Annotated in this window: 19 protein-coding genes, 3 tRNA genes and 3 rRNA genes; 10 read left to right on the top strand and 15 right to left on the bottom strand. The window is 61.8% G+C overall.

The annotated features are described in order from the left end of the window. Positions 1–32 precede the first annotated feature (32 nt). From coaBC to argB, 3 genes are all read left to right on the top strand, one after another. Positions 33–1,250: a bifunctional phosphopantothenoylcysteine decarboxylase/phosphopantothenate--cysteine ligase CoaBC gene (gene coaBC / locus BMZ48_RS07995; protein WP_091533584.1), complete on the top strand. Its 1,218-nt coding sequence runs from the start codon at positions 33–35 to the stop codon at positions 1,248–1,250. 94 nt (positions 1,251–1,344) lie between these two features. Then, on the top strand, positions 1,345–1,803 hold the full coding sequence (gene dut / locus BMZ48_RS07990; protein ID WP_091533582.1) for a dUTP diphosphatase: 459 nt from the start codon (positions 1,345–1,347) through the stop codon (positions 1,801–1,803). Between the two features lie 103 nt (positions 1,804–1,906). Beyond that, a complete protein-coding gene (gene argB, locus BMZ48_RS07985; RefSeq protein ID WP_091533580.1) occupies positions 1,907–2,770 on the top strand; it encodes an acetylglutamate kinase in 864 nt (287 codons plus the stop codon). 23 nt (positions 2,771–2,793) lie between these two features. Here the strand turns inward: argB and BMZ48_RS07980 are convergent, their stop codons facing one another. Both BMZ48_RS07980 and pyrE read right to left on the bottom strand, forming a co-directional pair. Further along, positions 2,794–3,429, bottom strand: coding sequence for a hypothetical protein (locus BMZ48_RS07980; RefSeq protein WP_159431126.1), 636 nt, complete (start codon positions 3,427–3,429; stop codon positions 2,794–2,796). Positions 3,430–3,485: 56 nt separating this feature from the next. Next, positions 3,486–4,139 (bottom strand): orotate phosphoribosyltransferase, encoded by a 654-nt coding sequence (gene pyrE, locus BMZ48_RS07975; protein WP_091533574.1) that lies wholly within the window; start codon positions 4,137–4,139, stop codon positions 3,486–3,488. A 70-nt stretch (positions 4,140–4,209) separates the two neighbouring features. Between pyrE and BMZ48_RS07970 the strand changes: the two genes are divergently transcribed. Both BMZ48_RS07970 and BMZ48_RS07965 read left to right on the top strand, forming a co-directional pair. Continuing rightward, positions 4,210–4,998: an exodeoxyribonuclease III gene (locus BMZ48_RS07970; RefSeq protein WP_091533571.1), complete on the top strand. Its 789-nt coding sequence runs from the start codon at positions 4,210–4,212 to the stop codon at positions 4,996–4,998. After that, positions 4,988–6,349 (top strand): AmpG family muropeptide MFS transporter, encoded by a 1,362-nt coding sequence (locus BMZ48_RS07965; RefSeq protein WP_091533568.1) that lies wholly within the window; start codon positions 4,988–4,990, stop codon positions 6,347–6,349. The genes BMZ48_RS07970 and BMZ48_RS07965 overlap by 11 nt, the downstream gene beginning before the upstream one ends. A gap of 25 nt (positions 6,350–6,374) precedes the next feature. On the opposite strand, the gene BMZ48_RS07960 is transcribed toward BMZ48_RS07965, so the two are convergent. The 6 genes from BMZ48_RS07960 to BMZ48_RS07935 all read right to left on the bottom strand — a co-directional run bounded on the left by BMZ48_RS07960 (position 6,375) and on the right by BMZ48_RS07935 (position 10,113). Next, on the bottom strand, positions 6,375–7,019 hold the full coding sequence (locus BMZ48_RS07960; protein WP_234981570.1) for a GNAT family N-acetyltransferase: 645 nt from the start codon (positions 7,017–7,019) through the stop codon (positions 6,375–6,377). A gap of 34 nt (positions 7,020–7,053) precedes the next feature. Then, positions 7,054–7,359: a DUF6763 family protein gene (locus BMZ48_RS07955; protein WP_091533566.1), complete on the bottom strand. Its 306-nt coding sequence runs from the start codon at positions 7,357–7,359 to the stop codon at positions 7,054–7,056. Between the two features lie 153 nt (positions 7,360–7,512). Continuing rightward, positions 7,513–8,409: a phosphoribulokinase gene (locus BMZ48_RS07950; protein ID WP_091533564.1), complete on the bottom strand. Its 897-nt coding sequence runs from the start codon at positions 8,407–8,409 to the stop codon at positions 7,513–7,515. 89 nt (positions 8,410–8,498) lie between these two features. Further along, a complete protein-coding gene (gene trmB / locus BMZ48_RS07945; protein ID WP_091533562.1) occupies positions 8,499–9,191 on the bottom strand; it encodes a tRNA (guanosine(46)-N7)-methyltransferase TrmB in 693 nt (230 codons plus the stop codon). Between the two features lie 13 nt (positions 9,192–9,204). Continuing rightward, the gene (locus tag BMZ48_RS07940) at positions 9,205–9,984 is read right to left on the bottom strand and encodes a thiazole synthase (protein WP_091533559.1); all 780 of its coding nucleotides are present in this window, start codon (positions 9,982–9,984) and stop codon (positions 9,205–9,207) included. 55 nt (positions 9,985–10,039) lie between these two features. Further along, positions 10,040–10,113, bottom strand: a tRNA-Gly gene (locus tag BMZ48_RS07935). Positions 10,114–10,178: 65 nt separating this feature from the next. Between BMZ48_RS07935 and thiS the strand changes: the two genes are divergently transcribed. The 5 genes from thiS (at position 10,179) to BMZ48_RS07910 (ending at position 14,655) form a co-directional block, all read left to right on the top strand. Beyond that, entirely contained in the window at positions 10,179–10,379 is a 201-nt protein-coding gene (gene thiS, locus BMZ48_RS07930) for a sulfur carrier protein ThiS (RefSeq protein ID WP_091533558.1), read from the top strand. A 94-nt stretch (positions 10,380–10,473) separates the two neighbouring features. Continuing rightward, entirely contained in the window at positions 10,474–12,771 is a 2,298-nt protein-coding gene (locus tag BMZ48_RS07925) for an AsmA family protein (RefSeq protein ID WP_091533557.1), read from the top strand. Next, the gene (locus BMZ48_RS07920; RefSeq protein ID WP_091533556.1) at positions 12,768–13,334 is read left to right on the top strand and encodes a hypothetical protein; all 567 of its coding nucleotides are present in this window, start codon (positions 12,768–12,770) and stop codon (positions 13,332–13,334) included. Before BMZ48_RS07925 ends, BMZ48_RS07920 begins: the two co-directional genes overlap by 4 nt. After that, entirely contained in the window at positions 13,331–14,386 is a 1,056-nt protein-coding gene (gene mutY, locus BMZ48_RS07915) for an A/G-specific adenine glycosylase (RefSeq protein WP_091533555.1), read from the top strand. The genes BMZ48_RS07920 and mutY overlap by 4 nt, the downstream gene beginning before the upstream one ends. Beyond that, entirely contained in the window at positions 14,383–14,655 is a 273-nt protein-coding gene (locus tag BMZ48_RS07910) for an oxidative damage protection protein (RefSeq protein ID WP_091533554.1), read from the top strand. Before mutY ends, BMZ48_RS07910 begins: the two co-directional genes overlap by 4 nt. 109 nt (positions 14,656–14,764) lie before the next feature. Here BMZ48_RS07910 and rrf read toward each other — a convergent pair. The 7 genes from rrf to BMZ48_RS07875 all read right to left on the bottom strand — a co-directional run bounded on the left by rrf (position 14,765) and on the right by BMZ48_RS07875 (position 24,625). Next, a 5S ribosomal RNA gene (rrf, locus tag BMZ48_RS07905) occupies positions 14,765–14,879 on the bottom strand. A 139-nt stretch (positions 14,880–15,018) separates the two neighbouring features. After that, a 23S ribosomal RNA gene (locus tag BMZ48_RS07900) occupies positions 15,019–17,878 on the bottom strand. A 215-nt stretch (positions 17,879–18,093) separates the two neighbouring features. Further along, positions 18,094–18,169: transfer RNA gene (locus BMZ48_RS07895), tRNA-Ala, on the bottom strand. A 31-nt stretch (positions 18,170–18,200) separates the two neighbouring features. Then, a tRNA-Ile gene (locus tag BMZ48_RS07890) sits at positions 18,201–18,277 on the bottom strand. A gap of 104 nt (positions 18,278–18,381) precedes the next feature. Beyond that, positions 18,382–19,912 (bottom strand): 16S ribosomal RNA (locus BMZ48_RS07885). The 16S, 23S and 5S rRNA genes sit together here with 2 tRNA genes alongside, the layout of an rRNA operon. A 571-nt stretch (positions 19,913–20,483) precedes the next feature. Next, positions 20,484–23,054, bottom strand: a complete 2,571-nt coding sequence (locus BMZ48_RS07880) for a YbcC family protein (RefSeq protein WP_091533553.1) — start codon at positions 23,052–23,054, stop codon at positions 20,484–20,486. Positions 23,055–23,074: 20 nt separating this feature from the next. After that, a complete protein-coding gene (locus BMZ48_RS07875) occupies positions 23,075–24,625 on the bottom strand; it encodes an NADH-quinone oxidoreductase subunit L (RefSeq protein WP_200769570.1) in 1,551 nt (516 codons plus the stop codon). Between the last annotated feature and the right edge of the window lie 6 nt (positions 24,626–24,631).

Raw genomic sequence — 24,631 nt, 5'->3', positions numbered from 1 at the left:
TGGCCTGCCTGCAGCGCGGCTAGAATGAGCCGATGCAACACTCGCAGACAAGTCTCGCCGGCCGACGCATCGTGCTCGGCGTCACAGGCGGCATCGCCGCATACAAGGCGGTCGAACTCGTGCGCCGGCTCAAGGAAGCCGGTGCCGACGTGCAGGTCGTGATGACCGAGGACGCACTGCGTTTCGTCGGCGCTGCGACGTTCCAGGCCGTATCGGCGCATCCGGTCCGCAGCAGTCTGTGGGATGCCGCGGCCGAGGCGGCGATGGGCCATATCGAGCTGGCCCGCTGGCCCGACCTGATTCTGATTGCGCCGGCGAGTGCGAACACGCTGGCGCGCCTGGCCCACGGGCTTGCCGACGATCTGCTCTCGACCCTGTGTCTGGCGACCGACCGGCCGATCGCACTCGCACCGTCCATGAACCGGCTGATGTGGGCACATGCCGCAACGCAGGCCAATCTGCGCACACTGATGCAGCGCGGCGTCCACATCCTCGGTCCCGGCAGTGGCAGTCAAGCCTGCGGCGAGATCGGCGAAGGCCGCATGTGGGAACCGGCGCAGATCCGCGATGCCGTTGTGGCGTTGTTGCGCGACGGCCCACTGCTCGGCGTGCGTGTCGTCGTCACCGCCGGCCCGACCCGTGAGCCGATCGATCCGGTGCGTTTCATCACCAACCGCTCGTCCGGCAAGATGGGCTATGCGCTGGCCGCCGCCTTGGCGCAAATGGGTGCCGAGGTCACACTGGTCTCGGGGCCGACGGCGCTCGCCACGCCGCCCGGCGTGAACAGAATCGACGTCGAGACCGCTGCGCAAATGCTCGACGCCACGCGCGCCGAAGCTGCCGGGGCACAGATCTTGATTGGAGCCGCCGCTGTCGCCGACTACCGGCTGCACACCCCTTCTGCCCACAAGATCAAGAAGAAAACCGATACGCTCGAACTGAGTCTGGTGAAGAACCCAGACATCCTCTGCGAACTGCGCCGCGCGTATCCGGATTTGTTCATCGTTGGCTTTGCCGCGGAGACCGAACGGCTCGCCGAACACGCGCGCGACAAGCTCGCACGCAAGCAACTCGACCTGATCGCTGCAAACTGGGTTGGCGAGGGTCGCGCGTTCGAGCGCGACGACAACGCGCTACACGTGTTCTGGAATGGCGGTGAGCGCGAGCTCACACAAAAGCCCAAGGCCGATCTGGCACGCGAACTGGCAATGCTCATTGCCGAACGCTTTCGCAGCCGAACAGGCGCGTAGCCCCGCGCAAGCTGCAGCGCATCCTTGCCCTCGACCATCGCCGCGTGCATGACTCCCTCTGCACAGACCGCTACACCGATCGATACACAAAACGATGAAGAAAAACATCCAACTCAAGATTCTTGACCCGCGCATCGGCCGCGAGTGGCCGCTGCCGACTTATGCCACCGAGGGTGCGGCGGGCCTGGATTTACGCGCCATGCTCGATGCGCCCTTGCGGCTCGAGGCAGGCGCAACCACGCTGATCAAAACCGGGCTCGCCATCCACATCGGCGACACCACCCTGGCCGCCGTGATCCTGCCGCGTTCCGGGCTGGGCCACAAACACGGCATCGTTCTCGGCAATCTCGTCGGATTGATCGATTCCGATTACCAGGGCGAGTTGATGGTCTCGTGCTGGAATCGTAGCGATACGGCCTTCACGATCGAGCCTGGCGAGCGGATCGCCCAGCTCGTGTTCGTGCCCGTGGTGCGGGTGGATTTCGAGCTCGTCGAGAGCTTCTCGACCAGCCGCCGCGGTGCTGGCGGCTTTGGTAGCACTGGCAAGCATTGACCGGAAAGCTCCGGATCCGCTTTTACTCACAGTTTCCGCACACGGCCGCCACGAACCGCCCTGCTTGAACCTCATCCTGCGACGCTCGACACTGACAAATCCCATGCCGATCGATCTCGCCAACGCCCAAACCATCGCCCGCGTTCTCACCGAGGCGCTGCCCTACATCCGCCGCTTCGCCGGCAAAACCATGGTCGTCAAATACGGCGGCAATGCCATGAAGGATGACGACATGATCGCGTCCTTCGCCCGCGATATCGTGCTGATGAAACTGGTCGGCATGAATCCGGTCGTCGTCCACGGCGGCGGGCCGCAGATCGGTACACATCTGGAGCGGCTCGGCAAGAAAAGCGAGTTCATCGAAGGCATGCGCGTGACCGACGCAGAGACCATGGATGTGGTCGAAATGATGCTCGGCGGCCTCGTCAACAAAGCGGTGGTCAGCGCGCTCAACCAGCAGGGCGGGCGCGCCGTCGGCCTCACCGGCAAGGATGGGGGACTGATCCGCGCACGCAAGCTGCTGGTCAAAGGACAGGACATCGGCCAGGTCGGCGAGATCGAGAAGATCGATCCGCGGGTGATCAACCACCTCGAAGCAGGCGGCTTCATCCCGGTGATCGCGCCAATCGGCGTCGGCGAGAATGGAGAGGCCTTCAACATCAATGCCGATGTCGTCGCCGGCAAGCTCGCTGCAGTGTTGCAGGCGGAAAAACTGCTGCTGTTGACCAACACCCCGGGCGTACTGGGCAAAAGCGGCGAGGTGCTCACCGGGCTGACCGTCACGCAAGTCGAAGACCTGATCGCCGACGGCACCATTCATGGCGGCATGCTGCCGAAGATCCGCTGTGCGCTCGACGCCGTGAACAGCGGCGTGAAATCCGCCCACATCATCGATGGCCGCATCACCCACTCGGTGTTGCTGGAGCTGTTCACCGACGCCGGCATCGGCACCCTGATCAAGGGCTAAAAGGAGGAAAAGCGCGCCCCCGCTCAATCAGCCGCCGCTGCAGTGAGTTCGCGGTAGCGGGCGATGTCGTGCGCAAACTTGACGACGATTTGATCGCGATCGTGTTTGAGTTTTTCGACCGCGCGACGGTTGTCGGCGAGCGTGCGCTCAAATTCCGCGAGCTGCTGGCGCAAGCGAGCCGGGGCTTTCTGGCCTTCTGCCTCGGCCGCCGCGATCTGAGCCTCAAGTTGGCGGATCGCGTTCTCGTTGTCGGCCAGTGATTTTTCGGCGAGCTGTAAGCGGGCATCGAGCGTGGCGATGCGCTCATCGCGCATTTTCTCGAGGTCAGCGACACTGCTGAACGCACTGAGCAGAAACCGGTCATAGGCGGCTTGCTCCTCGGCGCGCTTGCGGCTGGCCTGCTGTTCGGCCGCACGCCGCTCGGCCTCGGCGATTTCCTCGGGCGTCTTTTGCCGCTGGATGGTCTCGACGACGCGTCCAGCCTCGTCATACACCTTGCGCTCTTGCTTGGCGTATTCCGGCGGCACGCGATCGCCGCAGGCGCGATGGCCGTTCGCATCGGTCCAGCACACGATCTTGGCGTTCTGCGCATCAAGAGCGGGCGACAACCCCGCCAGTCCGGCCACGAGAAATGCCAGCCGCATGCGTTTCATCGACATCGCCATCCTCCTTCGCTTCGGCCTCGCACGGGCATCTTGCGATTATGCGCACACACCTATGCGCACACACCATAGCGGGCCTGGTAGGCGCGTATGGCCTCGACGATTCCGGCATTCGCCGCGCCCCGGCTCAGGTATTCGAGCAACGTCCGCGCGGTCACCAACGGGATGATGCGGATGCCGCTGTCTTGCTCCATCTCCTGGACGGCGGAACGTCCGGATGGGCCTTTCTCCTGGCGGTCGAGCGCGATCAGCGCGGCGACCGGCTGGGCGCCGGCGGCGCGCAACAACGCCACGGCCTCGCGCAATGCGGTGCCGGCCGTGAGCACGTCGTCGACGATGACAACCCGCCCGCGCGGTGGTGCACCGACCAATACACCGCCTTCGCCATGATCCTTGGCCTCTTTGCGGTTGTAGGCATACGGCCGATCCTGCCCGCCGAACGCCGGATCGGCCAGGGCCAGCGCCACCGCCGTGACCAGCGGGATCCCCTTGTACGCCGGTCCGAACAGCATGTCGTATTCGATGCCCGCATCGATCAGGGCCTCGGCATAGGCCTGCCCGAGCCGACGCAACGCCGCGCCACTAGCGATCTTGCCGAGGTTGAAGAAATACGGACTCACGCGCCCGGACTTGAGCGTGAATTCGCCAAACTTCAACACCTCGTGCGCAAGCGCAAGTTCAATAAAAGCGGATTGATAAGGCTTCATCGGTAAGTGCCTCTAGGAATCGGGCAGAATTATCGCGCGCCGCGCTCCTCGGCCGCCTCTTGTCCGCATCATGCGTATCGTCACGCTCAACTGTAACGGCATCCGTTCCGCCGCCCGCAAGGGCTTGTTCGCCTGGCTGGCCCGGCAAAATGCCGACATCCTGTGCCTGCAGGAAACCAAGGCCCAGCACGCGGACATCCAGCACGATCCGGCATTTTTTCCTGCGGGTTGGTTCGTGCGCTTTCGCGACGCGCTGAAAAAAGGCTACGCCGGCACGGCAATCTACGCACGGCGCGCACCCGACGCCATCATCGATACGCTCGGCCATCCCGAGTTCGACGATGAGGGACGCTACCTCGAATTTCGCTACGGCCAGCTGTCGGTCGTCTCGCTGTATCTGCCATCGGGTTCGGCAGGCCCCGAGCGCCAGGCGAGCAAGGACCGCTTCCTCGATTTCTTTTTGCCCAAGCTGCGGGAATGGCACGCCAGCCGCCGCGACTACGTGATCTGCGGCGACTGGAACATCGCGCACCGCCCGATCGATCTCAAGAACTGGCGCTCCAACCAGAAGAACTCGGGCTTTCTGCCACACGAGCGCGCTTGGCTCGACATCGTCTTCGGCGCACCGCCGCAGGGCATTGGCTGGGTCGATGCCTATCGCGCGCTGCATCCGGACCATGAAGGCGAGGCGTACACCTGGTGGTCCAACCGGGGCCAGGCCTGGGCCAAGAACGTCGGCTGGCGCATCGACTACCAGGTGATCACGCCCGGTTTGGAGCCCACGCTCAAAGCCGCATCGGTCTACAAAGCCGAGCGCTTCTCCGATCACGCCCCGCTGATCATCGATTATGACCGCTGACACGACACCGGCACGCACCTGGCTCGACACGCTGCGCCCGTATGCGCAGCCGCGTCCGGTTGCGATGCTGTTTCTGGGCTTCTCGGCGGGACTACCGTTTCTGCTCGTATTCAGCACGCTGTCGGCCTGGCTGCGTGAGGCCGGCATCGATCGCACGACGATCGGCCTGCTGTCCTGGGTCGGGCTCGCCTACTCGTTCAAGCTGCTGTGGGCGCCGATCGTCGACCGCATGCCGATCCCGCTGCTGACGCGATGGCTCGGGCGGCGGCGTAGCTGGATGCTGCTGTCACAGCTCGCCCTGATCGCCGGGCTCGCGGCAATGGCACAGGGCGATCCTGCCCAGCACCTGGCGATCCTCGCCGTGCTTGCAATCTGTGTCGCATTCGCCAGCGCCACCCAGGACATTGCGATCGATGCCTGGCGCATCGAATCCGCACCGCTGCAACAGCAGGGCACGATGGCAGCCGCATACCAGCTCGGTTACCGCGCGGGGCTGCTCATGGCGACTGCCGGTGCGCTCTGGCTTGCCGGAGAATTCGACTGGCGTATCGCCTATCTGACGATGGCGGCGCTGGCCGGCGTTGGTCTGATTACGACGTTGTGTATCGCAGAGCCGGAAGTCCGCATCAGTGCCGACACCGTGCTGCGCGAGCAACGCGTGCTCGACTTCCTCGAAGCCAAGGCCCACTGGCCCCGGCCGTTGCGTCACTTGGGCGGCTGGTTCGTCGGTGCCGTGGTCTGCCCGCTGGTCGATTTCTTCGCGCGCAACGGCACGACCACGGGCGTATTGATTCTGGCCTTCATCGGCAGTTTTCGCCTGACCGATTACACGATGGGGGTGATGGCCAACCCGTTTTATCTGGACGTCGGCTACACCCTGCAGGAGATCGCACTCGTCGCCAAAGGCTATGGCGTGGTTGCCTCGATCATCGGCGTCATCGCCGGAGGCATTGGCGTTACACGGCTCGGCGTCGTGCGCGCACTCATCGTCGGCGGCGTGCTCGTTATCCTGTCGAATCTCGCGTTTGCGACACTCGCCTTTGCTAGAGATCCCGGCCTGCTCAGCCTGGCTGCGGTCGTCAGTGGCGACAACTTCGCCTACAACTTCGCCGGCACGGCCTTCATTGCCTACCTTTCCGGTTTGACCAACACCGCATACACGGCGACGCAGTACGCCTTGTTCTCGTCGCTGTTCTCGCTGCCGGGCAAGCTGTTGATGGGCGCATCCGGCTTCGTCGTCGACACCTTTGGCTATCCGCTGTTCTTTGTCTATACCTCGGCCCTGGGCATCCCCGCGTTGCTGATCATCCGCTGGCTGTCGCGCCGTATGCCACCGCAGTCCCGCGCGTGAGCACGCCCGTCCACGGCGGGAAACTTCAGCCGGTCAGCGCCTCGACACGTTGCAGACGCCGGAAAACGGCAGCGAAACGGCGGGCGATGTCGTTGCCGTCGGGTACATCCCAGGCGCGGTGATAGACCGGCATAACCAGACGGTCGATGTTGTCGGCGCGGCCGGCATGCTGCGCGCCGAGCAGCTTGAGATGACGCAGGATGCGCTCGTTGTCGCTGGCGACGTCGTAGTAAAAACGACGGATACCGTTGGCATGGGCGCACAAGTGCAGGCAGGCCTGTAACACGAAACCGGCACCACGGCCTTGATATTCATCGGCGATGACGATGGCGACATCAGCCGCATCCGGTTCACCGTTGATCCGGATATAACGGGCGACGCCGACGCCGGGCTCGTCGGGTTTTTCGATGTCGAGCGCTCCCCAGGCCACGTGGTTGATGCCATCGCCGCCAGTGAGCCGGCGCAGCACCTCGTCGCTGAGTTCCGTCGCGCCGGGATCGATGCCCGGCAGACGCCTGCGTCGGGCGAGTTGTGACATACGGCGAAATCCCTCGCGCAGGCGCGGCGCGTCTTCGGGCCGAACCGGGCGAACGAGAATCGGCAAGCCATCGTCGAGTGTGTATTTGAACGCGCCTGGCAGCCGTGGGGTCCGCAATGCACTGAGCAGCATGAGCACCTCTGCGTCGATGCGGTCGCAACCGGTGTCAACGATTGTGGAGATCGATCAGATCCAGCGGGTTATCCCAACGCCCCGGCCGAGGGACGAGATCATCGCGATAGTCGAGATAATCCTCGCGGTCGATATCCAGCGCGCCCGAATAGTCCTCCGGCGGTGCGCAGGGTTGCGCCAGCAGCTGCGTCCAGGTATCGAAGTCGAATTCTTCGAGCGTCCCGTCGAAGTGCTGGACGAGGACGATCTCTGCCTTCGGGTCGATCCCCACGATCTCGAAGGGTTCGCCATCGGTCTTGAACCACTGGCCGATGGCAAGATCACTCAGCCACTCTGCCATCTGCGACCTCCTGCGCCATGGACGACGCACCGACCGCCGCCGGCATGCCGGCGGCATCTGTTCTTTCTACGCCGGTTATCGCGGTGCTTCAAGCGGCCACGGCAACATCGCCGCGCAAGCAACTGAAACGCAGGAAAATGCCGCCGGTGGACGTCACGCCGCGACAAGCGGGCCGGACGCGGCATCCCGGCGTGCGATCAGCTCGGCGATCGCCGGCTTGAAAATCAGCTCCAGCGCCCGCTCTTGCTGCAGGCCCGGGACGACGATCGTACGTGCGCGCGACTGAAACGCGCCGGGCAGTTCCGACAGCAGCAAATCGAAATCGGGCCGCAGGCGCGCACCATCGTTGAAATGAATGACGACCAGACTCTCTTCCGGGCGCGGAATCTCGCGGACTTCGAGAGGATTGCTGGTATCCACGAGCGGCACGCGCTGGAAATTGACGTCGGTGCGCGAATACTGCGGGATGATGTAATCGACGTAGTCGGGGATACGGCGCAGAATCGTGCGGCGTACCTCTTCCGGCTGGTAGCCACGCTCGGCGGTATCGCGACGGATCTTCTGGATCCATTCGAGATTGATCACTGGCACGATACCGATCAGCAAGTCCATGTGTCGGGCGATGTTGACGTCCTCGCCGACATAGCCGCCGTGCAAACCCTCGTAGAACAGCAAATCGGTGTCTTTGGGCAGCGGCTCCCATGGCGTGAACGTCCCCACTGGTTGCCCCCAAGCTTCGGCCTCCGACTCCAGATGCAGGTAATGGCGGGTCATCCCGGTGCCGGACTCGCCATACTCGCGCAGCAATTGCTCCAGGCGCTCGAGCAAATTACCTCCGGGACCGAACAGCGAGAAATTCTCGCCGCGGATACGCGCGCGCTCGAGCGTACGCCGTAGCTGCTCGCGGTCATAGGCGTGAAACGCATCGCCCTCGATGAACGCCGCCTTGAGACGCAGTTGCTCAAAGATACGCGCAAACGCGCGCACCGCCGTGCTAGTGCCGGCTCCGCTCGATCCAGTGATACCGATGATGGGGTGGAGGACGGACACAGACGCAGGCCGACCGCTACGGCAGACGAAGGATCATCGAGGGTACCGAAATCCGCATGACAGGGGAATGTCGGCCGCCTGGCCGACACTCACACGCGCCGATAGGCTAGATCGAAGACGGCATGCCCGAGACGCTCGCCCCGCTGCTCGAACTTGGTGCGCAGCCGTGTGGCGGGGCGCGGGACGAATCCCCCATCGGCGGCCTCGTTGCGCAGCATCGGCTCGGCGTTGAGCACCTCGAGCATATGCACTGCGTAGGGCGCCCAATCGGTGGCGAGCTGCAACAGCCCTCCGGGCTTGAGCCGCGAAGCCGCCAGTTTCGCAAACGCAGGCTGGATCAGGCGCCGCTTGTGGTGGCGCTTCTTGGGCCAAGGATCGGGGAACTGGATCACGATTTCGTCGAGACTCGCCGGTGACAGCCAGTCACGCAACACCTCGACGGCATCGCAACAGGCCACGCGCAGATTCCGGCAACCGGCCTCGTGCGCACGGTGCAGCAGGCGACCCACACCAGGTCGGTGTACCTCGACGCCGAAAAAATCGCGCTCGGGCTCGCTGCATGCGCGCGCGAGCAGATAGTCGCCCATCCCGAACCCGATCTCGAATACCACCGGCGCGCACCGTCCAAACACGGCCGGCAGATCGAGCACCCCGGCCGGAGGTTCGATGCCATAGCGCGGCCAGAACAGATCCAGTGCGCGGCGCTGCGCAACGGTCATCCGCCCCTCGCGGCGCACGAAGGAGCGCACCTGCCGGCGCACCGGCGATACCGCATCGGTCATCGTCTGGCCCGGTTTAGAACGGCAACCCTTCAAGCGGGGATGATGCGCTGGCATAACGGCGGCGTGGCATGCGCCCGGCGCGGAACGCCTCGCGCCCGGCTTCCACCGCCTTGCGCATCGCACTGGCCATCAGCACCGGATCTTTCGCCTCGGCGATTGCCGTGTTCATCAACACTCCGTCGCAACCGAGTTCCATCGCAATCGCCGCGTCGCTGGCGGTGCCGACACCGGCATCGACGAGAATGGGCACCTTGGCATTCTCGACAATGGTCAGGATGTTGTACTTGTTCTGGATACCCAGACCCGAACCGATCGGCGCGGCCAGCGGCATCACGGCGACGCACCCGATCTCCTCCAGCCGCTTGCAGGCGATCGGATCGTCACTGGTGTAAACCATGACCTTGAAACCCTCGCTGACCAGAATCCTGGCCGCTTCCAGGGTCGCCGGGATGTCCGGATACAGCGTCTTGGGGTCTCCGAGCACCTCGAGCTTCACCAGATCGTGCCCGTCGAGTAGCTCGCGCGCCAGCCGGCAGGTGCGCACGGCATCCTCGGCGGTATAGCAGCCGGCAGTATTGGGCAGAATCGTGTACTTCGTCGGCGGGATCACGTCGAGCAGATTCGGCTCGCCGCGGTTCTGGCCGATGTTGGTGCGGCGCACGGCCACGGTGACGATCTCGGCCCCGCTGGCCTCGATCGCACGGCGAGTCTCGTCCAGATCCTTATATTTGCCAGTACCGACGAGCAGGCGCGAACGATAGGCACGCCCGGCGATCTGCAGGCTGTCTTCCACAAAAGTCTCCGGAAGTAAAACGCGAGGGCCGGACCACGGCCCTCGCGTGGGAAACTGGAGCGGGCGATGGGAATCGAACCCACGCTAGAAGCTTGGGAAGCTTCGGTTCTACCATTAAACTACGCCCGCGCTGCGGATCTTCATTGTAGTCCAAGGGCGCGCCCCACATTCAAGCGTCTCCCAGTCACGCGGGCATGCAGATCACCGTCAACGGCGAAATCCGCCGCTACGAACAGCCGCTCACGCTGGCCAGCCTGCTGCAGCAGCTCGACCTCGCCGGACAGCGGATCGCCGTGGAGCGTAACGGCGAAATCGTGCCGCGTTCACACTACGCCCACACACTGCTCGAAGACGGCGATACGCTGCTCATCGTGCAAGCCATCGGCGGCGGATGAAGCGCGGCTTCAGCCGCGGTTCAGCGGATGGCCGCCGCCAAGCCGTTACACTGTGGATCGATGTCCCGGAATCGAGTCAGGAAACGGCGACCCCATGGCTAAACCCTTGAAGATCGCTCTGGCAATCGTCGGCTCACTCATCCTGCTGCTGGTCGGTGCAGCCATTGCGCTACCGCTGCTGTTCGACCCCAATCAGTTTCGCACTCAGATCGCCGATGCGGTCCACAAGGCAACCGGGCGCCACTTCGAAGTCGGCACCATAAGCCTGCATGTATTCCCATGGCTGCGCATCACCGTCACCGACACGCAGCTTGGCAATGCCGCCGGCTTTGGCGATACACCTTTTGCCACAGCGAAAAGCCTGGACGTCGGCGTACGCTTGTTGCCGCTGCTGTTCGACCGGCAAATACAGGCGCGCACGATCACGCTGGACGGGTTGCGCCTGAACCTGGCCATCGATGGGCAAGGCACCAGCAACTGGCAGGATCTGATCGAACGCCAGACACCCTCCAAAGATGCCGCGCCGCCCAGCGGACAGACGGATCAACCTGGATTTGCTCTCGACCGCATCGACATCGGCGGTATCGAAATCCGCGACGCCGCAATTCGCTACCACGACGCCCGATCAGGCAAGGTCTATCGGCTCGAACCACTGACACTTAAAACCGGCACGATCAAACCCGGCCGACCTTTTGTCGTCGATCTGGCGGTGACCGCGCTGTCCGAGGCGCCCAAAGCAGTGCTCGATCTGACACTGCGCTCGTCGGTCACGCCCGATCTTGATGCGCAGCGAATCACCTTGGATACCACCCGCCTCGGCTTCAAAGCGCAGCTCAACGACCAGGGACTCGATGCCCACGGCGAGCTGGATGCGAACATCCTCGCCGATCTGGCCACTCGGCTTTTCACCGTCGAGAATCTGAAGGTCCAGGCCGAAGCCAGCGGCAAGGCCGTCCCCGGCGGCAAGCAGACCGCAAAACTCAGCGGAACGCTGCGTTTCGATCAAAAAAACGGCCAGCTTGCATTCGAAAAAGGGCGTATCGAAACGGCAGGATTGGCGCTGACGACAGCCATCCAAGGGAGGCTCACGGGCAAAAACCTGCAGTTTAGCGGCCCCATCTCGATCGCTTCCTTTTCACCGCGCGAGCTGCTCGCGCAGCTTGGCGTGCAGCTCCAGACCGCCGATCCTAAAGCCCTGTCGAAAGCCACCCTCAAAACGCATTTGAGCGGCGATTCGCGGTCGGTAACGCTCAGCGAGTTTGCGTTCACGCTCGACGACACGAGTATCGACGGACGCATCGCGGTCACGGATTTCGCAACGCAGGCGCTCGAATTCGCACTCAAGGCCGACAGCCTGGACGCCGATCGCTACCTGCCACCCCAGCGTGAGCCGTCAGCGGCGAAGCAGACGGGCGATAGTGCCCCTTCAGACATCAACCAGATCAAGCTGCCAACACAAGCCCTTGATGCACTCAATGCCAACGGCACGCTCACCATCGCCAGCCTCAAGATCAACGGCCTCAAACTCAGCGACGTACGTCTGCAATTGTCTGGCCACGGCAAGACCGCGAAAACCCAGAACTTGAGCGCGCGCCTTTATGGTGGAAGCATCAACTTGGGCAACCGCTACATCCCCGGCACAACGCCCAACTACGCATTACAAACCCGCATCGATGCGCTCAGCGCCGCGCCTTTCCTCAAGGATCTCCTCGGCAAGGACTATGTCAGCGGGCTTGCCAACCTCGCTCTCGACTTAAACAGCCGCGGCACCACGGTCGGCGATCTGCGGCGCGCCCTCAATGGCAGCGTGAGCGTGAGAGTCGAAAACGGCGCCATCAAGGGTTTCAACCTCGGCCAAATCCTGCGGCAAGGCCAGGCCCTGCTTGCCGGCGAGGCAGCGCCCAATGCCACCGAGCCCTTGGAAACTGATTTCGCCACCCTCACGGCTAGCGCAAAAATCATCGACGGGGTTCTCAAAACCGACGATTTATCGGCCGCAAGCCCGGCTTTTCGCCTAGTGGGCAGCGGCCAGATCGACCTGGTCAACGAAACCATCCGTTTCCTCGCCAAACCCACGGTCGTCGAAACCAGCAAAGGCCAGGGCGGTAAAGGACTGGATCAACTCAAGGGCCTGACCATACCGATCGAAATCAGCGGCAATCTGTTTTCACCCCGATACAAACTCGATCTGGAAAACGCGCTCAAAGAGAGGGCCAAAGAAAAGGTCCAGCAAAAACTGGCCGAAGAACTAGGCTTGCCCAAAGGCGAAACCGCCGAACAGCAACTCAAGCAGAAAGCTGCGGAAAAACTTGGTGAGTTGCTTTTTGGCAGAAAGAGAAAACAAGAAGAACCCGCGCCGGCGGCTTCGGCTCCGGAGCCCACACCACCGTGAAGGCCATCGCCGGCCTGATCCTGGGCATGACCTGCTCCGCCGTCCACGCGGCGCAAATCGAAACCTTGCACGTCGAACATTCCGGCCAGCGCTACCGCATGATTCTTACGGCGCGGCTCGATACGCCGTTACACACGAGCTTCCGCGTCTTTCGTGATTTTGACAATCTGCCGCGCATCAACGATGCCGTGGAACTCGTCCGCCACATGGATGGCGCCCCGCCCGGCGCCGAGCGGCTCCACACCCGGCTGCGTATCTGTGTCTGGTTCTTCTGTACCCATCTCGATCAGGTGCAAGACATCCGCGAAACGCACGAGACCGACGTGCGCGGTCTGGACGCCGTCGTCTTGCCGCAGCTCAGCAATCTACGCTATGGCGTCGCACGCTGGCGCATGCGCACATGCGGCGCTCAAACCTGTCTCGCATTCGAGGCCGAGATCGAACCCGATTTCTGGGTTCCGCCGATCATCGGTCCATGGGCAATCGAACATGCGATGCGACGCGAAGGGCTGGATACCGCCGCCGGAATCGAGCGGTTGGCGGCACAAGAAAGCGGCTCATGAGCGCATTCGCCCAGCGATTGCTCGCCTGGTTCGACCAGCATGGCCGCCACGACCTGCCATGGCAGCACCCGCGCGAAGCGTACCGCGTGTGGTTGGCTGAAATCATGCTGCAACAAACACAGGTCGCCACCGTCATCCCTTATTTCACGCGTTTCATCGCACGGTTCCCCGACATCCATGCGCTCGCTGCGGCGCCCCTCGACGACGTCCTTGCGCTATGGTCGGGCCTGGGCTATTACGCGCGGGCGCGCAATCTGCACCGCTGTGCCCGGCAAATCGTCGCGCAATACGGCGGCACATTCCCGCGTACCCTCGAAGCGCTCATGGAATTGCCCGGCATTGGCCGTTCCACCGCTGGCGCCATCCTCGCTCAGGCGTTTGGCCAACGCACCCCAATTCTCGACGGCAACGTCCGCCGCGTGCTGGCACGCTATGGTGCAGTGCCCGGCTGGCCAGGCACACCGGCCGTACAAAAGCGGCTGTGGCAACTCGCCGAAGCGCTCCTGCCGGACGAGCGCATGGCCGACTATACCCAGGCCATCATGGATCTGGGCGCGACGGTGTGCACCGCACGCAAGCCGGCATGCGTGCGCTGTCCGGTGGCGCCGGGCTGTGCCGCGCTCGCGCAAAACGCAGTGGCGGAGTACCCCCATCCCCGGTCCAAGAAGAAACGGCCGCAGCGCCATGCACGCTTACTGCTGATCCGCAATCCGCAAGGCCAGCTACTACTCGAACGCCGGGCACCGCTGGGTATCTGGGGCGGGCTTTGGTGCCCACCGCTGCTCGGCGAGCTTCATCTGGCGAGCGGCACATGGGCACAGATACTGCTCGACACAGCGTCACGCGTACGGCAGCTCCCTCCGCTACGCCACGCATTCACGCACTTTGATCTTGAGCTACGGCCACTTCAGATCGAGCTCGACGCGATGCCAGAACTCATCTGTGAACCCGGCCAGCAGCTTTGGGTTAGCCTATCCACGCTCTCCCATCTCGGTCTGCCTGCGCCTGTGCGCAGACTGATCGAGCAATCTTTCTCTCTTGGATCGACATGAGCCGCACCGTTCGCTGCATCAAACTGGGTATCGAAGCTCCCGGTCTGGACCGCCCGCCGCTTCCCGGCCCGCTCGGTCAGCGCATATACGAAAACGTGTCCAAGCAGGCCTGGCAGGAATGGCTTGCCCATCAGACACGTCTCATCAATGAATACCGGCTCGTCCTCGCCGATCCACTGGCGCGCAAATTCCTCACTGAGGAAATGCAGCGCTACTTCTTCGGCGACGGACAGACCACACAAACCGGGTACATTCCACCGCAAAAATGAATCATCGGTAATAACCCAATGAGCCCTGCAGCAACCGACCGGCTGCCGGGGAACGGCGCCCCCAAAAGCAAAACCCCGGGGCTTTTGCCCCGGGGTTTGCAATTCAAGACCCTGGCAGTGTCCTACTTTCACATGGCTAACGCCACACTATCATCGGCGCTGAGTCGTTTCACTTCCGTGTTCGGAATGGGAACGGGTGGTTCCAACTCGCTATGGCCGCCAGGGAAACCGGTACAGGTACATTCCCGGAAGAGTGCCTTGGCAGCGGCACAAACGCTCCGCGAAACATACCTTCTGATCTGTAGTGAACACCGAAGACCACAATGCCTTCGGAACTTAACGTCAAAAATGCTTGAGCGTTATATGGTCAAGCCGCACGAGCAATTAGTACGCGTTAGCTACATGCATTGCTGCACTTCCACACCGCGCCTATCAACCTCGTAGTCTACGAGGGCTCTTCAGGGGACTTAACGTCCCGCGAGATCTTATCTTGGGGTGGGCTTCCCGCTTAGATGCTTTCAGCGGTTATCCCGTCCGTACATAGCTACCCAGCGATGCCACTGGCGTGACAACTGGAACACCAGAGGTACGTTCCACCCGGTCCTCTCGTACTAAGGTGAACTCCCCTCAAATCTCGAACGCCCACGGCAGATAGGGACCGAACTGTCTCACGACGTTCTGAACCCAGCTCGCGTACCTCTTTAACCGGCGAACAGCCGGACCCTTGGGACCGACTACAGCCCCAGGATGAGATGAGCCGACATCGAGGTGCCAAACACCGCCGTCGATATGGACTCTTGGGCGGTATCAGCCTGTTATCCCCGGAGTACCTTTTATCCGTTGAGCGATGGCCCTTCCATACAGAACCACCGGATCACTTAGACCTACTTTCGTACCTGCTCGACTTGTCTGTCTCGCAGTTAAGCCAGCTTATGCCTATGCACTCTAGAGCGCGATTTCCGACCGCGCTGAGCTGACCTTCGTGCTCCTCCGTTACGCTTTGGGAGGAGACCGCCCCAGTCAAACTACCCACCATACAGTGTCCCTGTCCCGGATCACGGGACGAGGTTAGAACTTCGAGTTTACCAGGGTGGTATTTCAAGGACGCCTCCACGCCAGCTAGCGCCAGCGCTTCGTAGGCTCCCACCTATCCTACACAAGCAAACTCAAAATCCAGTGTAAAGTTGTAGTAAAGGTTCACGGGGTCTTTCCGTCTTGCCGCGGGAACACTGCATCGTCACAGCGATTTCAATTTCACTGAGCCTCGGATGGAGACAGTGGGGCTGTCGTTACGCCATTCGTGCAGGTCGGAACTTACCCGACAAGGAATTTCGCTACCTTAGGACCGTTATAGTTACGGCCGCCGTTTACTGGGGCTTCGATCAAGAGCTTCGCCTTGCGGCTAACCCCATCACTTAACCTTCCAGCACCGGGCAGGCGTCAGACCCTATACGTCCACTTTCGTGTTTGCAGAGTCCTGTGTTTTTGATAAACAGTCGCAACCCCCTCTTCACTGCGGCCCGCTTGCGCGGGCGTGCCTTCTCCCGAAGTTACGGCACTATTTTGCCGAGTTCCTTCATCCGAGTTGTCTCAAACGCCTGAGGATACTCTCCTCGCCCACCTGTGTCGGTTTCGGGTACGGATTGTCCATGCCTGAAGCTTAGAGGTTTTTCTTGGAAGCAGAGCGTCCGCCACTCTGGGCTCGATGAGCCCTCGTATTCACGCCTCAGCGTTGACCTTCCGGATTTGCCTAGAAGATCCGCCTAAACGCTTAAACTGGCATCCAACAGCCAGCCGGCCTAGCTTTCTTCGTCACCCCATCGCAGCATGAACAAGTGCCGGAATATTAACCGGCTTTCCATCGACTACGCCTCTCGGCCTCGCCTTAGGATCCGACTCACCCAGCGCCGATTACCGTTGCGCTGGAACCCTTGGGCTTACGGCGAACGGGTTTTTCACCCGTATTATCGTTACTCATGTCAGCATTCGCACTTCCGATACCTCCAGCAGCCCTCTCGAGCTGCCTTCGCAGGCTTACGGAACGCTCCTCTACCGCGCACACTTGCGTGTGCACCCACAGCTTCGGTACATCGCTTGAGCCCCGTTACATCTTCCGCGCGGGCCGACTCGACCAGTGAGCTATTACGCTTTCTTTAAATGATGGCTGCTTCTAAGCCAACATCCTGGCTGTCTTAGCCTTCCCACATCGTTCACCACTTAGCGATGATTTGGGGACCTTAGCTGGTGGTCAGGGCTGTTTCCCTTTTCACGACGAAATTTAGCTCCCGCCGTGTGTCTCCCGTGATTGCACTTGCAGGTATTCGGAGTTTGCAACAGTTGGGTAGCGGCTTGTGCCACCCCCAGACCGTAACAGTGCTCTACCCCCTGCAGTGATACACGAGGCGCTACCTAAATAGCTTTCGAGGAGAACCAGCTATCACCCGCCTTGATTAGCCTTTCACTCCTATCCACAGCTCATCTCCGTCTTTTTCAACAGACGTGAGTTCGGGCCTCCAAATGGTGTTACCCACTCTTCACCCTGGCCATGGATAGATCGACGGGTTTCGGGTCTACAGCCTGCAACTAAGCGCCCTATTCAGACTCGGTTTCCCTGCGCCTCCCCTATACGGTTAGGCTCGCTACAGACTAGTAAGTCGCTGACCCATTATACAAAAGGTACGCCATCACCCTTTCGGGCTCTGACTGCTTGTACGCATCCGGTTTCAGGTTCTATTTCACTCCCCTCGCCGGGGTTCTTTTCGCCTTTCCCTCACGGTACTGGTTCACTATCGGTCGGCAACGAGTATTTAGCCTTGGAGGATGGTCCCCCCATGTTCAGACAAGGTTCCACGTGCCTCGCCTTACTCGATTTCATTCCCTGCGCCCTTTCGCATACGGGGCTATCACCCACTATGGCCGGACTTTCCAGACCGTTCTGCTAAAGCACAGGAAACTTAAGGGCTACTCCGCGTTCGCTCGCCACTACTTGCGGAATCTCGGTTGATTTCTTTTCCTCCGGGTACTTAGATGTTTCAGTTCCCCGGGTTCGCCTCCGCAGCCTATGGATTCAGCTACGGATAACCCTTGCGGGTTGGGTTGCCCCATTCGGAAATCCCCGGATCAAAGCTTGTTTGCCAGCTCCCCGAGGCTTATCGCAGGCTACCACGTCCTTCATCGCCTGTTGCCGCCAAGGCATCCACCAGATGCGCTTGATCGCTTGACCATATAACCTCAAGCATTCTCGCGAATGTTTTGAGGATATGTCTTGCAACATTAACAATTTACGCCGTCAAGCACCTTCGGCATTGAGTCTGATCGACTTGCGTCGATCAGCAATGTCTTACAGTGTTCAACTACAAATCAGATTGTTAAAGAGCAATTGAGCCACAGCGTGGACTCAAGGAAATTCGCTCGCACGCGAACTTCATTGAATCGACGTGGTGGAGCCAGTCGGAATCGAACCGACGACCCCCTGCTTGCAAAGCAGGTGCTCTCCCAGCTGAGCTATGGCCCCGGCGCCTTCACCCGCGTAGCATCTGCGCAAGTGGTGGGTCTGGCTGGATTTGAACCAGCGACCCCACGCTTATCAAGCGTGTGCTCTAACCAGCTGAGCTACAGACCCCAGGCAAAACCTGTCTCGGGTGTGAGCCAGCCAGTTGCGGCGGCTCCGACTGATTTCGCAAGTGACTTGTGTGGGCGCTCCCGTGGCGCTTGGAAGCAAACTTGAAAGGAGGTGATCCAGCCGCAGGTTCCCCTACGGCTACCTTGTTACGACTTCACCCCAGTCATTGACCACACCGTGGACGGCGTCCTCCTTGCGGTTAGACTACCGGCTTCTGGTGCAGCCAACTCCCATGGTGTGACGGGCGGTGTGTACAAGGCCCGGGAACGTATTCACCGCCGCAACTGCTGATCGGCGATTACTAGCGATTCCGACTTCATGGAGTCGAGTTGCAGACTCCAATCCGGACTACGATCGGCTTTCTGGGATTAGCTCCGTCTCGCGACTTGGCGACCCTCTGTACCGACCATTGTAGTACGTGTGTAGCCCTGGCCATAAGGGCCATGATGACTTGACGTCATCCCCACCTTCCTCCGGTTTGTCACCGGCGGTCCCCTTAGAGTGCTCAACTGAATGGGGGCAACTAAGGGCAAGGGTTGCGCTCGTTGCGGGACTTAACCCAACATCTCACGACACGAGCTGACGACAGCCATGCAGCACCTGTGTCTAGGTTCCCTTGCGGGCACTCCCACATCTCTGCAGGATTCCTAGCATGTCAAGGCCAGGTAAGGTTCTTCGCGTTGCATCGAATTAAACCACATACTCCACCGCTTGTGCGGGCCCCCGTCAATTCCTTTGAGTTTCAACCTTGCGGCCGTACTCCCCAGGCGGAGAACTTAGCGCGTTAGCTGCGACACCGATTCGCGTAAGCAAACCGACGTCAAGTTCTCATCGTTTACGGCGTGGACTACCAGGGTATCTAATCCTGTTTGATCCCCACGCTTTCGTGTCTCAGTGTCAGTACAGGCCCAGGCGGCTGCCTTCGCCATTGGTGTTCCTTCCGATATCTACGCATTTCACCGCTACACCGGAAATTCCACCGCCCTCTACCGTACTCTAGCCGCTCAGTCTCGGAAGCAATTCCCAGGTTGAGCCCGGGGCTTTCACAACCGACTTGAACAGCCACCTACACACGCTTTACGCCCAGTAAATCCGATTAACGCTTGCACCCTCTGTATTACCGCGGCTGCTGGCACAGAGTTAGCCGGTGCTTATTCTCCAGGTACCGTCAAGGCTCGGCGTATTAGGTCGAGCTTTTTCTTCCCTGGCTAAAGTGCTTTACAACCCGAAGGCCTTCTTCACACACGCGGCATTGCTGGATCAGGCTTGCGCCCATTGTCCAATATTCCCCACTGCTGCCTCCCGTAGGAGTCCGGACCGTGTCTCAGTTCCGGTGTGGCTGATCGTCCTCTCAGACCAGCTACTGATCGTCGCCTTGGTAGGCCATTACCCCACCAACTAGCTAATCAGACGTAGGCTCCTCTCAGAGCGCAAGGCCTTGCGGTCCCCTGCTTTGCTCCGTGGAGATCATGCGGTATTAATCCGGGTTTCCCCGGGCTATCCCCCACTCTGAGGCAGATTCCTACGTATTACTCACCCGTCCGCCACTAGGTGTATTGCTACACCTCGTTCGACTTGCATGTGTTAGGCATGCCGCCAGCGTTCAATCTGAGCCAGGATCAAACTCTCCACTTAAAGTGAAAGCTTGAATCCGATTGCGCGCCAGGACGCGGCTATACGCCCTGATGCGCCGAAGAGTTATCTTCGAAGCTCAATTACTCGGCTACGTTGATACTCTCGTGGTTACGTGGCTTCGCCACGCTCACGGGAGCACCCACACAAATCACTTGCTTTTCTTCTTAATGAGCAGGCTGAGGGCTTCGATTTTTTCGTCGTCGCCGTCAGCGGGGAGGCGAATGATAGGACTTTTTCGCGGAGCGTCAACGCACCCGCGCGAAGAAGTTTACAAGTTCATGTACAGAAAAGAATTTTAGTTTGTGCCCCGAATCGAGACGGGCACGATCCGCGCGAAGTTTGATCATTTTATGGCCAATATTTGGCGATTTCGTGCACACCGTGCCGCCGACATCGATCTCTTGGCCTGAGAGCCAGGTGCATCAATGGATGCACCGCACACACGTCGAGGCCTGACCCGTCCTCTACTCATGTCGCATCGAAGAAATGTCTTCGGGCTCAGCCAAGAACAGCGAGAAATTTCCTGGAGTAACCCTCTTTCCGGCCGGACCGCCTCGATCGACGATCCGCGCTACTCCAGCTCCAAAACCTGCCACTGCCCATTCGCATATCGCAGCAGTTCGGCGTCCTGGTAGCGCCATAGATGCAACCAGCCGTTGTCAAGCAGCTGGCGCACCACGGCATGCCTCGCAATGACGCCTTCGATCGCAGCGGCGGGCGCATCGACCACCACGGTCAGCCGTATGGGCTCGTGCACCCAACGCGTACCGTCGTGCAGTGACTGTTTGGACAGACCGATACGCAGGTCACCGCCATTGCCTTCGAACACACCGATGTGCCCGCCGACAACGTTGTGGAGCACTTTGTTGCCACTCCCCAGTCGTTGCGGATCGCAAAGCGAGGCGTGGTACTGCCAGTTGATCCAGTGGGTCACCAGCATCGGCGCGGTCAGGAGCAGCTCCAGCACGCTGCCGTCGGGATCGTTGGCGGGGTCGTAGTCGTGCAAAAAGCAGCGGCCGTCGAGCATCAGATGTCGACTGCGCGACCGCGGCGCGATGAGAAAGGCGGCATTGCCGGCCAGACCCCACTCGGGCCGCGTCTGGGCGCCATCGCTGGCGCGCTGTCGCATGTGCGCGAGCAATTGCCGCGCATCTGCCTGCGCGTCCAAACCCAGACGCGGCGCACGCTCACGACGGACCCGGTCACCGGCCTGCGCCAGCACCGGGCGCAACTGCGTCCAGCGCGCGCGCGCCGCGGGCGGCAGCCGGTCGAGATCGAAGCCTTCGATCTCATCCGTGGTGGTGTTATGCAGGACGGCGACGAACTGTGTGTCCTCGGGAATCACGATTCCCTTGTCGCGCAAACCTGCGCGCACGGCAGGCTCATTGAGCAGTTGCGCAAGGGCGCGGGCGTTTACCTCGCCTGTTTGGCCACAACAAGCGCCGCAATCGAGCGTGGCCGCATGGGCGTTGTTGACGCTCTGGCTGCCGTGTCCGACCAGCAAGACCAGGGGAGCGACACGGCGATCGAGGCCCATCGCGTGCAGCACCCGCGCAGCGAGCTCGACTTTCTCCTCGACATCCAAACCGATCAGTGTCGGACGGCAGATCGTCCGGTAGCGCTCCGGCAAGCCGTAATGATCCTCGTGCGTCCACGCTGCCGGACTTGGCCATAGCCAGCGCATCAGGGGGCCGAGATAACCCACGCCGACCGCTTCGACGAATGAGTACGCCGCGCTAGGCCAGCGGCTGGCGGCACGCCACGGACCACCCCACGCGAACCGGCGCTGCCGCGCGTGGGTCGCCGCCACTGTGAGATCGGGCGTGGGCGCGCCGCTCTGGCCAGGTGCGGCCACCACCCGATCCACCACTTCGACAGAAGGCGCGAGCAAGCCGGGCAATTGGGGGCGGCGTGCCGGCGTTGCCAGCGGGGTGTAAGCAGCGGGAAGACCAAAGAAGCCCGCAAAGCCGATGGTCTGAATCGACGGCGAACAGGCCTCCAGCGCGCGGCGTACAGGTTCGCTACGCACGTCGATGCAAAAAACCGCCTGCACCTCCACCTGCTGCGGCGCAGCCGGCGTTGCCGCCGTGCGCAGCTGGCGCGCCAAACGACGCTGATAACCCGCCTCGAACGCCAGCTGCCAGACTTCGTCCACGAGCAGCAGGGCCTCAGCTTTTTGCAGCAGCGTGTCGGCGCGGTTCCATTGCGCCTGCACGGCGGCAAATGCGCGCCGGGCCGACGCATCTTCCTTGCATTCCAGCAGGATCGCCCCCCAGGCCAGACGGATTGCCAAAAGCTCCCGCAAATGCATGTCGCGCTGTCCGGCCTGCCGGGCCTGCCAGTCCAAGTAGGCGCACCAGGACGCCCAGCCGTTGACCGTCAGCAGCACGGCCTCCAAGTAATCCGCCCACACGGATTCAGGCAGACCCAGCCGCTGCAAGACCCAAGACTCCGCCTCCTGCCGCGTGGCGGGCAGGGCATGCAGGCTGCGTCCGAGATGCGGCAAGCCCATCAGCACGCCGATACCGTGGTCGTGCGTCAGGGTATCGCGCCAGAACGCGTACAAACCGTGCCGGCGGTCCGGGTGCCAATCGGCTTGGTGCTCATCGAAGTAGGCCGCACAGGTCTGGCTGACCTGATGGGTGATCGCCTGCCGCCAGGACAGCCGTGTGTGGCGCAGCGGGTCGTCGTCGAGCACATCGATCAAGAGCGGCAAATGCGGAAGGGCCGGCGCTGCCGCCAGAGCCTGCACGCAGCCCGACGGAGTCAGACCGGCTGTTTGCGCTGCGGGTAGCGTATCGAGCGCGTAAGCCAGATCCGCCGCAGTGATGCGGCCTTCTTCCCAGGCCTGCCGCACCATGTCGCGGGGTGGAAACACCTGGATGTGACCGAGAACAGCCATACGTGCGGCAACCGTGCGCACGGATCGATCGATGCGGCACCAGTGTGGATTGACGGCGATTGCGCGATCCAGCGGCCAGACCGGCGCGATCTGCTGACACGCCCGCTCGCAGGCTGCTTCGATGCGCTGATATAGATCCATACCCCGCACATCGCCCGAATCCGGTGTGGCCGCAGCCGCCGCGGATCGGCAGGAATGAGCGCCGTGAACGGGGGCCGGCGAGGACGGCGAGGTCTGCATAGAATGCTCCGACGCAACGGTTACTGACGCGAACCGGACGGTGCTGCAGCCGCTGATGCTGCCGCCGGTGTCCAGGCGGCGGGCCAAAATCGCAACGCCAGGCGCGTATAAAACTCATCCACATAAAACCCGGCATAGCTCCAGCGCCGCGCGCCCTCGAGCCAGCGCGGCCGCCACTGCAAGGTAAGCAATGCCAGGTACATCGCTACCATGCCGAGCAAAGTAACCATGCCGGCAGCATCCGCTGACCGATCCTCAAGCCCCAGCGGCAGCCCGTGCAGCAACTGCGCCAGAGCCGTCAGTCCACCGATCAGAGCCAGTCCCCCGAGGACACGAAAGAGGGACACACCTGGAACATTGGCCTGCGCCGCGGGCAGCCACAGCAAAGGCGACCATGCCAAAGCCAGAACGCCACTCCACCACAGCGGCCAAGCGGATGCCGCAAAGGGGGCTTGCGCTGCTGCAACCATCGCCAGCGCCACCCACGGTGCCGCCAGCAGGCTGGGCAACGACGCTCGCGCCTCTGCGCGCATCATGCGCTGGCGACTCTGGCGCACCACGGTCGAAGCAGCGAGGAAGGTATGGGCCTTGTAGAGCGAGTGACCGATGAGGTGCAACGCCGCCAGCGTGTATAGACCCAACCCGCACTCCAAGACCATGAAGCCCATCTGGGCCACGGTAGACCACGCAAGCCTGACCTTGATGCTGATGCGCGTCAGCATCACCAGACCGGCGAGCATCGCCGTCCCCAGACCGAAGACGACCAATATCCAGCGCGCCGCTGTCGACGCTTCCACCAGCGGCGCCAGCCGGATCAACACGATCCCACCGAGGTTGACCACCCCGGCATGCAATAGCGCGGATACCGGGGTTGGCGCTTCCATCACCTGAATCAACCAGCCGTGAACCGGCAGTAGGGCCGTACGCAGGATCACCGCCCCCGCAAGCAGCACCGCGCTCCATGACAGCAGGGCCGAAGCCTGCGCGTCGGCGAGGTGTGCGTAAAGATCATCGAAAGAGCCACTCCCTGCAGACCACCAGGCAAGACCGGCGGCGCCGATCAGCAACAGGTCGGCCAGCCGGTCGGCCAGACGTTTCTTGTGCGCTGCCAACAACGCGAACGGCCGTTCCGGGTAAAAACACAGCAACGGCTGCAAGGCCGCCCCCACGGCGACCCAGGCCGCGATCAGCGGCAGCCAGTGGTTGGCGAGCAAAAGCAGTTGTACGGCAGCGAGCACTCCGCAAAGCGCGGCGACATAGCGCCGCTGGCCCGCCTCGCCCTCCAGATACCGGGACGAAAACGCCCCGATGACTACGCCGAGAAACTGCACGAGCACTGCCAGCGAAGCGGTAAGGGGGCTGGTTGCAAACCAAGCCGATGCTGCGCCGCGATCGATAGCCTGCGTCGGCAGACCCCATTGCCATCCGAGGAGCACGACAGCGCCCGCCAATGCCACACCTGCCAACCATGCAAAGCACCGCCACAGCGCTCTGGCGCCAGCGGACGAACGGCATACCAGCAACCCGGCCAGCGTCATTGCCAGTGCGGGCATAAAAGCACTGGCCAGCATGAGAGA

This window comes from Fontimonas thermophila, assembly GCF_900113085.1.
Lineage (GTDB): Bacteria > Pseudomonadota > Gammaproteobacteria > Nevskiales > Nevskiaceae > Solimonas > Solimonas thermophila.
This window is presented reverse-complemented; position numbering and strand designations above follow the sequence as displayed.

Excerpts from the sequence above, each read along its gene's own strand:
- BMZ48_RS07965 (WP_091533568.1), top strand. The coding sequence starts at position 4,988 with ATGACCGCTGACACGACACCGGCACGCACCTGGCTCGACACGCTGCGC.
- mutY (WP_091533555.1), top strand. The coding sequence starts at position 13,331 with ATGAGCGCATTCGCCCAGCGATTGCTCGCCTGGTTCGACCAGCATGGC.
- BMZ48_RS07960 (WP_234981570.1), bottom strand. The coding sequence starts at position 7,019 with ATGCTGCTCAGTGCATTGCGGACCCCACGGCTGCCAGGCGCGTTCAAA.
- pyrE (WP_091533574.1), bottom strand. The coding sequence starts at position 4,139 with ATGAAGCCTTATCAATCCGCTTTTATTGAACTTGCGCTTGCGCACGAG.
- BMZ48_RS07955 (WP_091533566.1), bottom strand. The coding sequence starts at position 7,359 with ATGGCAGAGTGGCTGAGTGATCTTGCCATCGGCCAGTGGTTCAAGACC.
- BMZ48_RS07910 (WP_091533554.1), top strand. The coding sequence starts at position 14,383 with ATGAGCCGCACCGTTCGCTGCATCAAACTGGGTATCGAAGCTCCCGGT.
- coaBC (WP_091533584.1), top strand. The coding sequence starts at position 33 with ATGCAACACTCGCAGACAAGTCTCGCCGGCCGACGCATCGTGCTCGGC.
- dut (WP_091533582.1), top strand. The coding sequence starts at position 1,345 with ATGAAGAAAAACATCCAACTCAAGATTCTTGACCCGCGCATCGGCCGC.
- BMZ48_RS07970 (WP_091533571.1), top strand. The coding sequence starts at position 4,210 with ATGCGTATCGTCACGCTCAACTGTAACGGCATCCGTTCCGCCGCCCGC.
- BMZ48_RS07880 (WP_091533553.1), bottom strand. The coding sequence starts at position 23,054 with ATGCAGACCTCGCCGTCCTCGCCGGCCCCCGTTCACGGCGCTCATTCC.
- thiS (WP_091533558.1), top strand. The coding sequence starts at position 10,179 with ATGCAGATCACCGTCAACGGCGAAATCCGCCGCTACGAACAGCCGCTC.
- argB (WP_091533580.1), top strand. The coding sequence starts at position 1,907 with ATGCCGATCGATCTCGCCAACGCCCAAACCATCGCCCGCGTTCTCACC.
- BMZ48_RS07875 (WP_200769570.1), bottom strand. The coding sequence starts at position 24,625 with ATGCTGGCCAGTGCTTTTATGCCCGCACTGGCAATGACGCTGGCCGGG.
- BMZ48_RS07925 (WP_091533557.1), top strand. The coding sequence starts at position 10,474 with ATGGCTAAACCCTTGAAGATCGCTCTGGCAATCGTCGGCTCACTCATC.
- trmB (WP_091533562.1), bottom strand. The coding sequence starts at position 9,191 with ATGACCGATGCGGTATCGCCGGTGCGCCGGCAGGTGCGCTCCTTCGTG.
- BMZ48_RS07980 (WP_159431126.1), bottom strand. The coding sequence starts at position 3,429 with ATGTCGATGAAACGCATGCGGCTGGCATTTCTCGTGGCCGGACTGGCG.